General features: G+C 69.7%; 10 protein-coding genes. 2 read left to right on the top strand and 8 right to left on the bottom strand.

All coding sequences use genetic code 11. From position 1 onward, the window contains the following. Positions 1–59: 59 nt before the first annotated feature. Positions 60–1211, bottom strand: coding sequence for an acyltransferase family protein (locus tag WS45_RS12490; RefSeq protein ID WP_059700086.1), 1152 nt, complete (start codon positions 1209–1211; stop codon positions 60–62). A 35-nt stretch (positions 1212–1246) separates the two neighbouring features. Here WS45_RS12490 and WS45_RS34935 point away from each other — a divergent pair, with 35 nt between their 5' ends. Next, entirely contained in the window at positions 1247–1414 is a 168-nt protein-coding gene (locus WS45_RS34935) for a hypothetical protein (protein WP_156437134.1), read from the top strand. 153 nt (positions 1415–1567) lie between these two features. Continuing rightward, positions 1568–2500: a prolyl aminopeptidase gene (pip, locus tag WS45_RS12485; protein WP_059700084.1), complete on the top strand. Its 933-nt coding sequence runs from the start codon at positions 1568–1570 to the stop codon at positions 2498–2500. Between the two features lie 58 nt (positions 2501–2558). Here the strand turns inward: pip and WS45_RS12480 are convergent, their stop codons facing one another. From WS45_RS12480 to WS45_RS12450, 7 genes are all read right to left on the bottom strand, one after another. Then, entirely contained in the window at positions 2559–2831 is a 273-nt protein-coding gene (locus WS45_RS12480; RefSeq protein ID WP_059525674.1) for a hypothetical protein, read from the bottom strand. A gap of 189 nt (positions 2832–3020) precedes the next feature. Continuing rightward, positions 3021–4079: a transglutaminase family protein gene (locus WS45_RS12475; protein WP_059700082.1), complete on the bottom strand. Its 1059-nt coding sequence runs from the start codon at positions 4077–4079 to the stop codon at positions 3021–3023. Then, on the bottom strand, positions 4073–6679 hold the full coding sequence (locus WS45_RS12470; RefSeq protein ID WP_059700580.1) for a circularly permuted type 2 ATP-grasp protein: 2607 nt from the start codon (positions 6677–6679) through the stop codon (positions 4073–4075). Before WS45_RS12470 ends, WS45_RS12475 begins: the two co-directional genes overlap by 7 nt. A gap of 203 nt (positions 6680–6882) precedes the next feature. Beyond that, the gene (locus WS45_RS12465) at positions 6883–10311 is read right to left on the bottom strand and encodes a transglutaminase family protein (RefSeq protein ID WP_059700080.1); all 3429 of its coding nucleotides are present in this window, start codon (positions 10309–10311) and stop codon (positions 6883–6885) included. 93 nt (positions 10312–10404) lie between these two features. After that, the gene (locus WS45_RS12460; protein ID WP_059700078.1) at positions 10405–11379 is read right to left on the bottom strand and encodes a transglutaminase family protein; all 975 of its coding nucleotides are present in this window, start codon (positions 11377–11379) and stop codon (positions 10405–10407) included. An 8-nt stretch (positions 11380–11387) separates the two neighbouring features. After that, positions 11388–12329, bottom strand: a complete 942-nt coding sequence (locus WS45_RS12455) for an alpha-E domain-containing protein (protein WP_059524971.1) — start codon at positions 12327–12329, stop codon at positions 11388–11390. 64 nt (positions 12330–12393) lie between these two features. After that, positions 12394–13809: a circularly permuted type 2 ATP-grasp protein gene (locus WS45_RS12450; protein WP_059450610.1), complete on the bottom strand. Its 1416-nt coding sequence runs from the start codon at positions 13807–13809 to the stop codon at positions 12394–12396. Positions 13810–14461 lie beyond the last annotated feature (652 nt).

Genomic DNA, 14461 nt, shown 5'->3' with positions numbered 1-14461 from the left:
TTTCCCGAGGCGCTGAAGCGTTTCAGCCTGGTAGACAGGCGGGGCCCGTCACGCGTGCCCTACTCCACCACCTTCGGCCCGATCGCATCGGTCGCCACCGGCATCCGCAGCGCATCGTCGCGCATGCGTCGCGCCTCGCGCGCGGCGTAGCGATCCTTCAACCGCAGGAACGGCTTCTCGACGAGGAAATAACTCGCCGTCGCGGCCAGCAGCGCCCACACGATCCCGAGCGGGAACGCGTGCGGAACCGCCAGCTCCGGATTCGCGAACGGCTGCTGCCACAGATACAGGCTGAACGAGATCGTGCCGACGAACACGACCGGCGCGGCGCGCAGCCACCGCGCGCACCAGAACTCGCTGCGGAAATTCAGCACGACGATCACGATCGCGATCAGCGCCGCCTCGAGCGTCACGCCGTAGGTTGCATTCCAGAAGCCACCGAGCCGATGCTCGGCAACGGGCATCCCGAACAGCACGACGACGACGAGCGCCGTCACGATGCGCGTCTCGCCGCGCCACGAGCGGATCCATGTTTCGAGCCGTTCGCGGTTGAGCGCCGCGTAGCAGCCGATCAGGATCGGATCGACGCCCGTATGCAACATCATCCCGAGTTGCCCGCGCAGCGCCGGCGCGACGAAATACGTGAGCGCGCGCACCAGCGGCACGGCCAGGATCAGCGCGGCCAGCCAGCGCGTGCCGCGACGGCGGGCGCCGTACACGAACAGCAGCGGCCAGAACCAATAAAACTGCTCCTCGAGCGCGAGCGACCAGAAATGGCCGAGATACCACGCGCCGGCCGGATGCAGCGTGTTGTCTCCGGTCAGCCCGAACCACGCCGAGTAGTTCCACAGATGCAGCGCCGCATACAGCCACTGCCGGCGATCGACGTCGAGCCAGCCGGCGATGGCGAGCACGCCGACGGTCGCGAGATACACGTAGCAGGCCGGCCAGATCCGCAACGCGCGGCGCACGTAGAACGACGTCAGCGCGATCCCGCCGGTGCGCGCGAATTCCGCGCGCAGCAGGTTGGTGATCAGGAAGCCGCTGAGGACGAAGAAGATCAGCACGCCGAGCCGGCCGTCTGCGATCAGCCGCAGCGGCGCGAGCCAGCCCGTGTAGCCGCCCGGCAGCACGTGCTCCGCATGGCCGACGACGACCATCGTGACCGCGACGGCGCGCAACCCGGTCAGCTGCTTGACGCGATGGTTCATCGGCTCGTTTCCCGTTGGCACGGTGGAGGAACGGTATGAAGGCCGGCGCCCGCGACCGGCTCGCCGATATGTCGCCGGGATTTTGTCTGAAAAATATCGGAACGAAATTGCTTCAAAAAATTTCGGTGCGCCTGTCGGCCGAAATGGCCGCGCCGCACGCCCGGTGCCGACCGCCGCACGGCGGGCGGAATGAATGGGCATAATGACAAGCCTTGTCCGGCGGCGGCCGGTCCGATGCAGACACAACGAATTTTGCGGCGCCGCAATATCCGCGATATCGGCGCCGCGGTATTCCGATCGCACACCGGCCCGTGCCTCGTCCGCCCTCCTGCCGACCCTCACCCCGGAGCCTGCCTGTGTACCCACCGATCGAACCCTACGCCCATGGCCACCTCGACACCGGCGACGGCCACCGCATCTACTGGGAGCGCTGCGGCAACCCGTCCGGCAAGCCGGCGGTGTTCCTGCACGGCGGCCCGGGTGCGGGCTGCAGCCCCGACCATCGCCGCCTGTTCGATCCCGCGCGCTACGACATCCTGCTGTTCGACCAGCGCGGCTGCGGGCGTTCGACGCCGCACGCGAGCCTCGACAACAACACGACCTGGGACCTGGTGGCCGACATCGAGCGGCTGCGCGAGATGGTGGGCGCGGAACAATGGCTCGTGTTCGGCGGCTCGTGGGGCAGCGCGCTCGGCCTCGCCTACGCGGAAACGCACCCGCGGCGCGTGAGCGCGCTCGTCGTGCGCGGCATCTTCACGATGCGCCGCGCGGAGTTGCTGTGGTACTACCAGGAAGGCGCGTCGTGGCTGTTCCCGGACCTGTGGGAGGAATTCCTCGCGCCGATCCCGGAAGCCGAGCGCGGCGACCTGATGGCCGCATACCATCGCCGGCTGACGGGCGACGACGAAGCCGCGAAGCTCGAAGCCGCGCGCGCATGGAGCATCTGGGAAGGCCGCACGATCACGTTGCTGCCCGATCCGGCGCTGGCCGCGCACTTCGCGGACGGCCACTACGCGCTCGCGTTCGCGCGCATCGAAAACCACTACTTCGTGAACCGCGGTTTCGTCGACGAAGGCCAGTTGCTGCGCGACGCGCATCGCCTCGCCGGCATTCCGGGCGTGATCGTGCAAGGCCGCTACGACATCGCGACGCCCGCGCGCACCGCGTGGGACCTCGCGAAGGCATGGCCCGACGCGACGTTCGAGATCGTGCCGGACGCCGGGCATGCGTACAACGAACCGGGGATCCTGAAGGCACTGCTCGCCGCGACGGACCGCTTCGCCGCGTAAGCCGCAACGCCCGGCGGCGCGTTGCAGCCGGCCATGCCGGCCTGCACGCGCCGCCCGCTCAAAGCGCGGCTTCGACGATCGTCCGGCCGCTGATCGCGCGCTCGACGAGCTGTTCGTCGCCGACCTTGCGGATCGCATCGTCGAGCAATCCTTCGGGCTGCTCGGTCGCGACCTTCAGCAGGCCCGACAGGCCGCGCGCATCGAGCACCACGAGCGTCTCCATCGAATCCGCGCGGCTCACGAGCACGCGACGGAATGCGGGGCCCGCGCCGAAGCTCGCGCAGAGCGCGATCGTCTCGTTGCCGAGCGGGTAGTCGAAGTTCTTGATCATGTCTGCCGCCGTTGCAATGAAATGGCCACGCGCGACGGCGCGGCGCCGTGACGTCGACGCACCCGTGCGTGCCGCCGGCGCCGGACCCGGGTCCGGTCCGTTCGTCGGCATCACCATGCTAGGCGGGCAGAATTAACGAAGACTTAAACGGCCGACGCGCGCGGCGCCGGCGCGATCATCCCGCGTGACTTACGGCGTATCGAGCGGCTCGACCGTCACGCCGACCTTCAGCTCCTGATCCGCGCCGCCGCCGCGGATCACGCCGCGCAGCGGCGTCACGTCCGCATAGTCGCGGCCGATCGACAGCATCACGTAGTCGTCGCCCGGTGCGCGGTCGTTGGTCGGATCGAGCTGCAGCCAGCCGCTGTCTTCGGGCCATGCCGGGTCGTAGACGTCGACCCATGCATGCGACGCATCCGCGCCGATCAGCCGCGGCTGTCCGGGCGGCGGCTGCGTCAGCAGATAGCCGCTCACGTAGCGCGCGGCGAGCCCGAGCGAGCGCAGCGCGCCGATCATCACGTGCGCGAAATCCTGGCAAACGCCCTTGCGCAATCGCAACGCATCGAGCGCCGTCGTCGTGATGTCGGTGCTGTTCGGCGTGTACGCGAAGTCGGCGTGAATCCGCCGCATCAGGTCCCACGCGGCCTGCACGAGCGGCCGCCGCGGCGTGAAGCTGGCGGCCGCATACGCGGCCAGTTCGGGATCGCACGCCACGTGCGGCGACGCGAACACGAACTCGCTCGCCGCGTCGTACGGCTGCCCGGCACGAAACCGCAAGCGGTCGCGCACGGCTTCCCATGCCGTCGCATGTTCGGCGTCGGGATGCGCGATCGCGGGCGGCGGCGCGCCGCGTGCGCCCTGCGACCAGACGGGCGGGCTCACGCGCACCGTGCTGCGGCTGCGCACGAGCAGCGCGTCGTGAGGCTGGTTCAGCGCGAACGATGCGCGCGCGTTGCCGAACGCGTCGATCTCGGTGCAGACCGCTTCCGGCGCGGGCTCGATGTCGAGCGCGAACGACAACACCTGCTGGCGCGGCGTCGCGAGCGGTTGCAGCCGCGCCTGGTGCTGGGCGGATTCGACGCGGGCGGCGTAGCGGTATTCGGTGTCGTGCGTGACGCGCAGCACGCGGCCGGCCGCGACGGCCGTCGGCGTTGCGGGTGCGGCGGGCGTGGCAGGCGTGACCGCCTCCTTCGCGCTGCCGGCACCGGCCGCGGGCGGCGTCTTCGCCGCGTGTTTCGTCGTCACCATAGCGTCCTGCCCGCCTCGCGCACGTGGCTGAAATAGCGCTCGCCGATCCGGTTCGACAGCTCCCACACGGCCTTCACGGTCGCGTCGAGCGCATCGAGCAGCGTGTCGTGCCGGCCGTCGTCGCCGGTTTCGCACAGCTCGTGCAGCGACCACGCGGGCACGTCCGGAATCGTCTCGGCCAGCTCGGACAGCGCATAGCCCTCGCTGCGCTCGACCTTCGTCAGCCGGCCGCGCAACGCCTGCACGACCCAGCCGAGCGAGCGCGGGTTGTCGGTGTCGAGCACCACGAGCGACAGCAGCGGCGCGACGTCGAAGCCGCGCTGGAACCGCGAGCGGAACGTGATCGTGCTGTCGAACAGTTCCAGCACGAGTTCGAAGCCGTCCTGCCGATGCACGGCGCCATCGTCGAACGCGAACTTCAGCACGCTGCACAGGAAGTCCAGCCGGTCGATCTGCCGGCCGATCGACAGCAGCCGCCAGCCGTCGTCGCGCGTCATGTTGTCGGTCTGCGCGCCGGTGATCGCGCCGAGCAGCAGCCCCAGCCGCTCGAGCAGCTGCAGCGCCTCGTTGCCGATCTGCTCCTCGGCTTCCGGATGATCGGCGCTGTCGGCGAACAGTTGCGTCGCGTCGTCGATCAGCCGCCACTGATCGCTCGACAGCCGCTCGCGGATCGCGGCGGCGGCCGCGCGCATCCCGAACAGGCACGACGCGATGCCCGACGTACGGTCCGCGCCGCGCGTCAGCGACGTCGCGAGCGCGTGCTGGAACGCGCGCGGCGCATCGACGGCGTTCGGTGCGTCGGGCGCGATCAGCCCGGTGTCGCGGCACAGCGTGTCGATCAATTCCAGATGCGCGGGACTGTCGACGTCGTCCTCGCCGCGCAGCCGCTCCAGCGCGGCGCGCGCGAGACGCATCAGGTTGGTCGCGCGCTCGGTGTAGCGGCCGAGCCAGAACAGGTTCTCGGCCGCGCGGCTCGCGATCGCGCGCGGGCGCTCGACCAGATCGTCGGGGCCGAGACGGGTTTGCAGCAGCGTCGTCGAATCGACGATGCCTTCGGTCATCACCCACGTATCGACGGTGCTGCCGCCGCGCGGCATCGGCGCGTTGAACAGCGTATCGCGCGTGCCGACCCGCGACAGCCCGCCCGGCAGGAGCCGCCAGCGTTGCGCGCCATCGGCGAGCGCGAACACGCGCAGCAGCAGCGGCTTCGGGACGATGCGCGCGCCGCCGGAGCCGTCGGGCGCGTCGGGTCCCGGCCAGGTCGGCGCCTGCGACAGCGGCAGGTCGGCCTGCACCGTGTAATGCTCGGGCCGGGCCAGGATTCGCGCACGCCATTCGGCCAGCTGCGCCGGCGTGAGCCGCGCGCCGATCACCGGGTCGAACGCGCCGCCGGCCTGCGCGTCGGGCGGATACGACGGCTTCACGATGCAGCGCGCGAGCTGCGCCAGCGCGTCGTCGCATGCCGCCGCCTCGCCGCACCACCACGAATGCACGGCGGGCAACGTCAGCGTTTCGCCGAGCAGCCCTTCCGCGAGGCGCGGCATGAAACCGAGCATGCCCGGCGATTCGAGGAAGCCGGAGCCCGGCGCATTCGCGAGCAGCACGTTGCCGGCGCGCACGGCCTGCAGCAGCCCCGGCACGCCGAGCAGCGAATCGGGCCGCAGTTCCAGCGGATCGAGCCATGCGTCGTCGACGCGCCGCAGGATGCCGTGCACGGGTTCGAGCCCGCGCAGCGTCTTCAGGAATACACGGTTGTCGCGCGCGGTCAGGTCGCCGCCCTCGACGAGCGTGAGGCCGAGGTAACGCGCGAGATACGCGTGCTCGAAGTACGTCGCGCTGTGCGGCCCCGGCGTCAACAGCACGATCCGCGAGTTCCTGGCGGCCGGGCTGAGCGCCTGCATGCTCTGCAGCAGCGACCGGTACGCGGACGCGAGCCGCTGCACGCGCAGCCCGCGGAAGCCGCGCGGAAAGAGCCGCGACACGATCAGCCGGTTCTCGAGCAGATAGCCGAGCCCGGACGGGCCCTGCGTGTGCTGCGCGACGATCCGCCATTGCCCGTCGGGGCCGCGCGCGAGGTCGAACGCGACGACATGCAGCCACGTATCGCCCGGCACGCGTGCGCCGCGCATCGCGCGCAGGTAGCCCGGATGCCCGGTCACGAGCGCGGGCGGCAGCAGCCCGCGCTGCAGGATCGTCTGCGGCCCGTACAGGTCGGCCATCGTCGCGTTGAGCAGCCGCACGCGTTGCAGCACGCCGCGCTCGATCGCGACCCAGTCCTCGGGCGTGACGATCAGCGGCAGCAGGTCGAGCGACCACGGGCCGGCCGCGCCGTCGCCCGCGCGTTGTTCGTGGAGCTGGTAGAACAGGCCGTTCTCGCGCATGCGGCGCTGCAGCGCATCGGCGCGGCGGTCGAGGTCGGCCACGCCGTCGCTGCCGATCGACGTGAAGAAGCTGCGCCATGCAGGCGCGAGCAGCGGCGCGGTGAGGCCGGCGGCGCTGCCGCGCAGTTCGTCGTAGCGGCCGGCCGCGGCCGGCGCCGCGAGCGCGGCGGCCAGTTCCGCGGCATCCGGCTGCGCGCCGGTATCGAAGAGCGTGGGCATCGCGTCGGCGTCGGCGAGATCGTCGGGGTGAATGGGCGGCACGGTCGATATCGTTGCGTCGTCAGGGGGCGGACGCACCCGCGCGCCGCCGCACCGACGGCCGGGCACGGCGGGCGGCCGCGTTCTGCCCGCATCCTAGCACTCCGGCCGGCGCGCCGGGAGGTCGCGAACCGTGCATCGTCGTCCGTGCTTTCATCCGGGGATCAAGGCCGTCGCAGGTCGAGCGTGAACGGGAATTCGCGGCTCGGCGCGGCGGCCGACACGTCCATCCGCCCCGGCGTGTGGCCCATCGCGACGAAGCGCGCGAGCCGGCGGCTCTCGGCCTCGTACGCGTTGACCGGGAACGTCGCGTAGTTGCGCCCGCCCGGATGCGCGACGTGATACCGGCAGCCACCGAGCGAGCGTTGCAGCCACGTATCGACGATGTCGAACGTGAGCGGCGCATGCACGCCGATGGTCGGATGCAGCGCCGACGGCGGCGCCCATGCCTTGTAGCGCACGCCCGCGACGTATTCGCCGACGGTGCCGGTCGGCTGCAGCGGCAGCGCGCGGCCGTTGACGGTCACGACGTGCCGGTTGTCGTTCAGCCCGGTCACGCGCACTTCGAGCCGTTCGACCGACGAATCGACGTAGCGCACCGTGCCGCCGGTCGCGCCCTCCTCGCCCATCACGTGCCACGGCTCCAGCGCGCCGCGCAGCGACAGCTGCATCCCGTTCACCGCGATCTGGCCGAACAACGGGAAGCGGAATTCGAAGTGCGGCGCGAACCACGCCGCATCGAACGCGAAACCGGCGTCGCGCAGCTCGGCCAGCACGTCGTCGAAATCCATCTTCAGAAACGCGGGCAGCATGAAGCGATCGTGCAGCGCGGTGCCCCAGCGCGTGAGCGGCGTCGTATACGGCGCGGCCCAGAAACGCGCGACCAGCGCGCGCAGCAGCAGTTGCTGCACGATGCTCATCCGCGCATGCGGCGGCATCTCGAACGCGCGCAGTTCGAGCAGGCCGAGCCGCCCGGTCGACGAATCGGGCGAATACAGCTTGTCGATGCAGAATTCGCTGCGGTGCGTGTTGCCGGTCACGTCGATCAGCAGGTTGCGCAGCACGCGGTCGACGAGCCACGGCGGCATGTCCTGCCCGTACAGCAGCTTGTTGCGCTGGATTTCCGCGAATGCGATGTCGAGCTCGTAGACCTGGTCGTTGCGCGCCTCGTCGACGCGCGGCGCCTGGCTCGTCGGACCGATGAACAGCCCCGAGAACAGGTACGACAGCGACGGATGGTTGTGCCAGTAAGCGATCAGGCTCGCGAGCAGGTCCGGGCGGCGCAGGAACGGGCTGTCGGCCGGCGTCGCGCCGCCGAGCACGAAGTGGTTGCCGCCGCCCGTGCCGACGTGCCGGCCGTCGACCATGAACTTCTCGCTGGACAGGCGCGACTGCCAGGCCGCGTCGTACAGGAATTCGGTCTGGCCGACGAGTTCGTCGAAGCTTTTCGCCGGATGGATGTTCACCTCGATCACGCCGGGATCGGGCGTGACCTGCAGCAGCTTGAGCCGTGCGTCGCGCGGCGGCGGATAGCCTTCGAGCACGAGCTTCACGTCGAGCGCGTGCGCGGTCAGCTCGATCGCGGCGAGCAGGTCGAGATAATCTTCGAGCGCGGCAAGCGGCGGCATGAACAGATACAGGATGCCGTTGCGCACTTCCGCGCACAGCGCGGTACGCGTGATCCATGCGGCCGATTCGAAGCGCTCGGGGCGGCGCTGCGCGTCCGCCGTGCCATGCGCGTGCCGCCCGTCGGCGGCCGTGCCGTCGCCGCGCCATTGCATGACCGTTTGCACGGGTGCTTCGCGATGCGCGCCGGCCAGGTAGCGCGGCGCGTCGGCCGTGCCCGCGTGACGCGCACGGAACGCGGCCGCGTCCGGCAGCGCGTCGCGCGGCGCGAACGGATCGCGTTCGACGAGGTACGGATAGTCGGCGCCGGCCACCCACGGCAGCGAATCGAGCGGCAGCCGATAGCCCATCGGCGAATCGCCGGGCACGAGGTACATCCGCTCGTCGCGGAAGAACCACGGGCCCGTCTGCCAGCGCGGGCCGTCGAGGCCGGGCTGGCCCGCCACGTCGTCCGCGCGTTTGATCGGCAGCACGTAGCCGACCACGCTGTCGAGCTGCTGGTCGAACACCTTGCGCAGCCGCGCGCGTTCGAGCTCGTCGTCGAGGCGCGAATCGAACGGATCGACGTTGACGGGCAGCCGGCGCTCGCGCCACAGGTAGTACCAGACGTCCTCGTAGCCAGGCCGCACGAATTCGTCGGTCAGGCCGAGGCGCGCGGCCAGCGCGTCGATGAAGCGCTTCGCGTCGGCGGTCGTGCACGCGGACGGTTCGCGCTCGTCGGCGAACAACGACGGATCGTGCCACACGGGCTGGCCGTCGGCGCGCCAGAAGATCGACAGCGCCCAGCGCGGCAACTGTTCGCCCGGATACCACTTGCCCTGCCCGAAATGCAGGAAGCCGCCTTCGCCGTATTCGGCGCGCAGCCGCTGCACGAGTTCGGTCGCGTAGCCGCGCTTGGTCGGGCCGAGCGCATCGGTGTTCCACTCCGCGCCGTCGCGATCGTCGATCGACACGAAGGTCGGCTCGCCGCCCTGGGTGAGCCGCACGTCGCCTGCCGTCAGCGCGCCGTCGACCTGCGCGCCGAGCGTGCGCACGGCGTCCCACTGCGACTCGGTATACGGCTTCGTCACGCGCGGCGATTCGTACACGCGCGTCACCGCCATCTCGTGTTCGAACGCGACTTCGCATTCGTCGATCAGCCCTTCGACCGGCGCGGCGCTGGTCGGCTGCGGCGTGCACGCGAGCGGGATGTGCCCTTCTCCGGCGAGCAGGCCCGAGGTCGGATCGAAGCCGATCCAGCCCGCGCCCGGCAGATAGACTTCGCACCACGCGTGCAGGTCGGTGAAGTCGACCGACGTACCGCTCGGGCCGTCGAGCGCCTTCACGTCGGGCGTAAGCTGGATCAGGTAGCCGGACACGAAGCGCGCGGCGATGCCGAGGTGCCGGCACAGCTGCACGAGCAGCCATGCGCTGTCGCGGCACGACCCGGACGCGAGCTCGAGCGTCTGCTCGGGCGTCTGCACGCCCGGCTCCATCCGCACGAGATAGCCGATGTCGTGCTGCAGCTGCTGGTTCAGCGCGACGAGGAAGTTCACGGTGCCGGCCGGCGTGCGGTCGACGCCGTCGAGATACGCGCGGAACAGCGGCGCCGCGCTCGTCTGCGGATCGCACGCGAGGTACGGCGCGAGTTCGGTCTTCAGCGCATCGTCATAGTTGAACGGATATTGCTCCGCGCTCGCTTCCAGAAAGAAGTCGAACGGGTTGTACACCGACATCTCGGCGACCAGGTCGATCGTGATCTCGAAGTGCTCGGTGCGTTCCGGAAACACGAGCCGCGCGAGATAGTTCGAGAACGGGTCCTGCTGCCAGTTGATGAAGTGCTGCGCGGGCTCGACCGTCATCGAATACGCGACGATCGGCGTCCGGCAGTGCGGCGCGGGCCGCAGCCGCACGATCTGCGGGCCGAGGTTGACGGGCCGGTCGTAGCGGTAGCGGGTGGTGTGATGCAGCGCGACGTGGATGGGCATGGGAGAGCCGCTCGGTTCGGGTTGGGCCGGCCGCGCGCGCCGCGTCGCCGTCGCTGCGGCGGCACGGCACGGCGGATTCGGCGAAGGGGTGCGTCAGACCAGTTCCGGCGACTGCACGACGCTGATCTCGATACCGACGATGCTCGCGCCGAGTCCCGTCACCGGCTGCGCGTCGCGCGCGTCGAGGCCGACGGCGATGCGCACGTAGCGCTCGTCCGGGCAGCGGTTCATGAACGGATCGAAGCCGACCCAGCCGAGCCCTTCGACGTAGGCCTCCGCCCACGCATGACCGGCCGGCTGCTGCATCAGCGCGGCGGCCTGCGGCTGCGCGCCGAGCGCCGCCTGCGGCAAGCCCTGCGACTGCACCGCGTGCGATGCGCCGAGCGCCTGCTGCATGCCGTCGCCGCTCTGCAGCGCGAGCGCCTCCTCTTCCTCGTCGTCCGCCGCGCTCTGCTTCGCGTCGGCGATGCGCTGCATCGCGCTGTCGGCGAGCACGTAGCCGGAGATATAGCGCGCGGGCACCTTCAGCGCGCGCGCGGCCGCGATGAACGCATGCGCATGGTCGCGGCTCGTGCCCTCGCCGCTTTGCAGCGCGGTTTCGGCATCGACCGGCGCGTCGGCCAGGTTCGGCGCGTACGCGATGCGGCCATGCACTTCCGTCATCAGCCAGTGCAGCGCGTCGAGGCTGTGCGGCTCGATCGGCAGCGCCTGCGTGAGTTCGCGCACGGTGTCGCCGGCCTTCGTGAGCGCGGTCTCGCGCTCGAAGATCCACGGCGGCGCATAGCCCTCGGGGTTGCCGAGAATGCCGGCGCGGTCCTGCGTCTCGACGACGCCGGCCGCGACCACGACGATCTCGTTCTTCGCGCCGCGGTCGTGGCGCACGAGGTCGATCCGGTTGCCGAGCCCGTCCGTGTAGGACAGCGCCGGCTCGACGCCTTCGATCGTGACCTGCCACGCGCGCACCGTCTGCCCGGGCCCCGATTGCGGGCGCAGCCGCAGCCGTTGCAACGCGTAGGTGGCTTGATCGTCGAACTGATAACGCGAGATGTGTCGGATGGCGAGTCGCATGGCAAGTCTCAGTCGAAGTTGTAAGCCTGGGCGATATCGATCCCGAGGCTGTTGTTGCGGCCGATGAAGTCGGTCAGGAATTCGTGCAGGCCGCTCTTGAAGATGCGCTCGACCGAGGTGTCGGACAGCATCTGCAGAATCTTCGTGGCCGTGTCGTGACACGGGTGTGTCACGCCGTAATCCTTCGCGAGCATGTTCAGGCTCGACACCACGCGCCCGTAGCAATAGCGCAGCGAACGCGGCATGCGGCCGTTCAGGATCAGGTAATCGGCGATGTTCATCGGCTTGTACTGCACGTCGTACACCCAGCGATACGAGCGGTGCGCGGCCACGCAGCGCAGGATCGTCTCCCACTGGTAGTTGTCGAGGATCGTGCCGACGTGCGACACCGACGGCAGCAGCAGGTGGTATTTCACGTCGATAATCCGCGCGGTGTTGTCGGCGCGCTCGACGAACGCGCCGATCTGCGCGAAATCGAAGATCTCGTTGCGCAGCATCGTGCTGTAGAAGCTGCCGAGGATCAGCGCGGTTTCACGCTTCACTTCGTCGAGCACCGCCGGCAGCCCGCTCTCCGGCACCGGCTGCGCGAGTGCGTGGCGCAGCGCGAGCCATGCGCCGTTTACGCTCTCCCACGCCTCGCGGGTGAGCGCCGTGCGCACCATCCGCGCGTTCGAGCGCGCGTTCTCGATGCACGACAGCACGCTCGACGGGTTGTCGCGGTCGCGCAGCAGGTAGTCGGTCACGGTATCGGCGGCATATGCGTCGTACTTCTGACGATAGCCGTCGTCCGCGCCCGAGCTGACCAGCACCGACGACCATTCGGCCGGCGCGTCGGACGTGCGCGTGAGCGCCATCCGCAGCCCGGCATCGACGATGCGCGCGATGTTCTCCGCGCGCTCGATATAGCGGTACATCCAGTAGAGACCGCTTGCAGTTCGTCCCAGAAGCATCTCGTGTCCACTCCGTCTTCGTTCGGTTCGCGCGCCGGCTGCGGCGCGCGCGGTCGTGCCCGGCTCAGTCGGCCAGCACCCAGGTGTCCTTGGTGCCGCCGCCCTGGCTCGAGTTGACGACGAGCGATCCCTCCTGCAGCGCGACGCGCGTGAGCCCGCCCGGCGTGATGCGGATCCGGTCCGACACCAGCACGAACGGCCGCAGGTCGACGTGGCGCGGCGCGAGGCCGGCTTCGGTCAGGATCGGCGTCGTGGACAACGCCAGCGTGGGTTGCGCGATGTAGTTCGCGGGACGCGCGCGCAGCTTCGCGGCGAACGCCTCGAGTTCGGCCTTCGATGCGCACGGACCGACCAGCATCCCGTAGCCGCCGGAGCCGTGCACTTCCTTCACGACCAGTTCGTCGAGATGGTCGAGCACGTATTTCAGGCTGTCGGCCTCGCCGCAGCGCCAGGTCGGCACGTTCTCCAGCAGCGCCTTGCGGCCCGTGTAGAACTCGACGATCTCCGGCATGTACGAGTAGATCGCCTTGTCGTCGGCGATGCCGGTGCCGGGCGCGTTCGCGATCGTGATGTTGCCGGCGCGGTAGACGTCCATGATCCCGGCCACGCCGAGCACCGAATCGGGGCGGAACGTGAGCGGATCGAGGAACGCGTCGTCGACGCGGCGGTACAGCACGTCGATCGGCCGGAAGCCTTCGGTGGTGCGCATCGCGACGCGGCCGTCGACCACCTGCAGATCGCTGCCCTCGACGAGGTGCACGCCCATCTGGTCGGCGAGGAACGAATGTTCGTAGTACGCGGAATTGTGGATGCCGGGCGTGAGCACGGCGATGGTCGGGTTGTCGGCGTTGCCGCCCGGCGGGCACACGGCCGCGAGCGACTGCCGCAGCATCTGCGGATAGGTCTCGACCGGGCGCACCTTGACCTGCTGGAACAGCTCGGGGAAGAGCTGCATCATCGTCTCGCGGTTTTCCAGCATGTACGACACGCCCGACGGCGTGCGCGCGTTGTCCTCCAGCACGTAGAACTCGTTCTCGCCGGTGCGCACGATGTCGACGCCGATGATGTGCGTGTAAACGTTCCCGGGCGGCCGGAAATCGATCATCTCCGGGATGAACGCCTCGTTGTGCGCGATCAGATGCTTCGGCACGATGCCGGCGCGCACGATCTCCTGGCGGTGGTAGATGTCGTCGAGGAACGCGTTGAGCGCCATCACGCGCTGCTCGATGCCGAGCGACAGCCGGCTCCATTCCGCGCCCGAGATGATCCGCGGCACGATATCGAACGGAATCAGCCGCTCGGCGGCCTGCGCGTCGCCGTACACGGCGAACGTGATGCCCGTCCTGCGGAACACGCCTTCCGCGTCGTGGGCCTTCTGGGCGAGGCTCGCGGGGTTCTGCGTGTCGAGCCACTGCTTGAGGCGCGCGTAAGGCGCCCTCACCATGTCGCCGGATTGCAGCATTTCATCGAATGGCTTCATCGATCTTTTCTCCATCGATCGTTTTCCCCGGCATTGCGCATGCCGGACCGGCGTACTGACTGCCTTGCAAGGAACGTGCCTTGCGATATTCCCTCAGGTTCCCCCTTTTTGTCGCACGGCCGGCACGCCCCCGCGGCACGCCGCACCACGATGGTGCGATGCGCACGACGCAGGACGCGCCAGAGGCGTGCCGTGCCCGCGCACGGCCTCTGCTGCACCGCGCCTGTCGAACATAGTTCCCCCGCGTGTCACGACTGTGCAATCTGCACTGCACCAATCCTTCCCCTGGCGGCGCGCCTCCGCGACTCTCCGCGCCGCCGGCCGGCAGCGGCGCCGCGCCTGCGTCGGCGCGGCTTCCCCGTCGCCGTGCGATCGCCCGCGCCCCGCCACCTTCCCGCCCGATCTTGCCGCATCGCAGCGAACCGCGACGCGGCATCGGCGAGCCATTGCGGCGGCCCGCCCTGCACCGCGACGGGGATTGCGCCACATCCTTCGGTTGCCCGGGCGGAATAGCGGAAAGGCGAGCCGGCGCGCGCGGGTGCGCGGCCGGCCCTGGGGGGAAGTACCGTCTGCGGCAAGTCGGGCAGTTCGACGCGATGAACTAACCGGTTAGCCGGGTCCGGCACCTCAACCGTATGTAGCCGTAATCCCG

It is taken from the genome of Burkholderia sp. RF2-non_BP3 (assembly GCF_001522185.1).
In the GTDB taxonomy this organism is placed as follows: Bacteria; Pseudomonadota; Gammaproteobacteria; order Burkholderiales; family Burkholderiaceae; genus Burkholderia; species Burkholderia diffusa.
Note: the sequence above shows the minus strand (reverse complement) of the source record. Positions and strands in the feature narration are given on the sequence as shown.

Excerpts from the sequence above, each read along its gene's own strand:
- WS45_RS12455 (WP_059524971.1), bottom strand. The coding sequence starts at position 12,329 with ATGCTTCTGGGACGAACTGCAAGCGGTCTCTACTGGATGTACCGCTAT.
- WS45_RS34935 (WP_156437134.1), top strand. The coding sequence starts at position 1,247 with ATGAAGGCCGGCGCCCGCGACCGGCTCGCCGATATGTCGCCGGGATTT.
- WS45_RS12475 (WP_059700082.1), bottom strand. The coding sequence starts at position 4,079 with ATGGTGACGACGAAACACGCGGCGAAGACGCCGCCCGCGGCCGGTGCC.
- WS45_RS12480 (WP_059525674.1), bottom strand. The coding sequence starts at position 2,831 with ATGATCAAGAACTTCGACTACCCGCTCGGCAACGAGACGATCGCGCTC.
- WS45_RS12490 (WP_059700086.1), bottom strand. The coding sequence starts at position 1,211 with ATGAACCATCGCGTCAAGCAGCTGACCGGGTTGCGCGCCGTCGCGGTC.
- WS45_RS12470 (WP_059700580.1), bottom strand. The coding sequence starts at position 6,679 with ATGCCCACGCTCTTCGATACCGGCGCGCAGCCGGATGCCGCGGAACTG.
- WS45_RS12450 (WP_059450610.1), bottom strand. The coding sequence starts at position 13,809 with ATGAAGCCATTCGATGAAATGCTGCAATCCGGCGACATGGTGAGGGCG.
- WS45_RS12465 (WP_059700080.1), bottom strand. The coding sequence starts at position 10,311 with ATGCCCATCCACGTCGCGCTGCATCACACCACCCGCTACCGCTACGAC.
- WS45_RS12460 (WP_059700078.1), bottom strand. The coding sequence starts at position 11,379 with ATGCGACTCGCCATCCGACACATCTCGCGTTATCAGTTCGACGATCAA.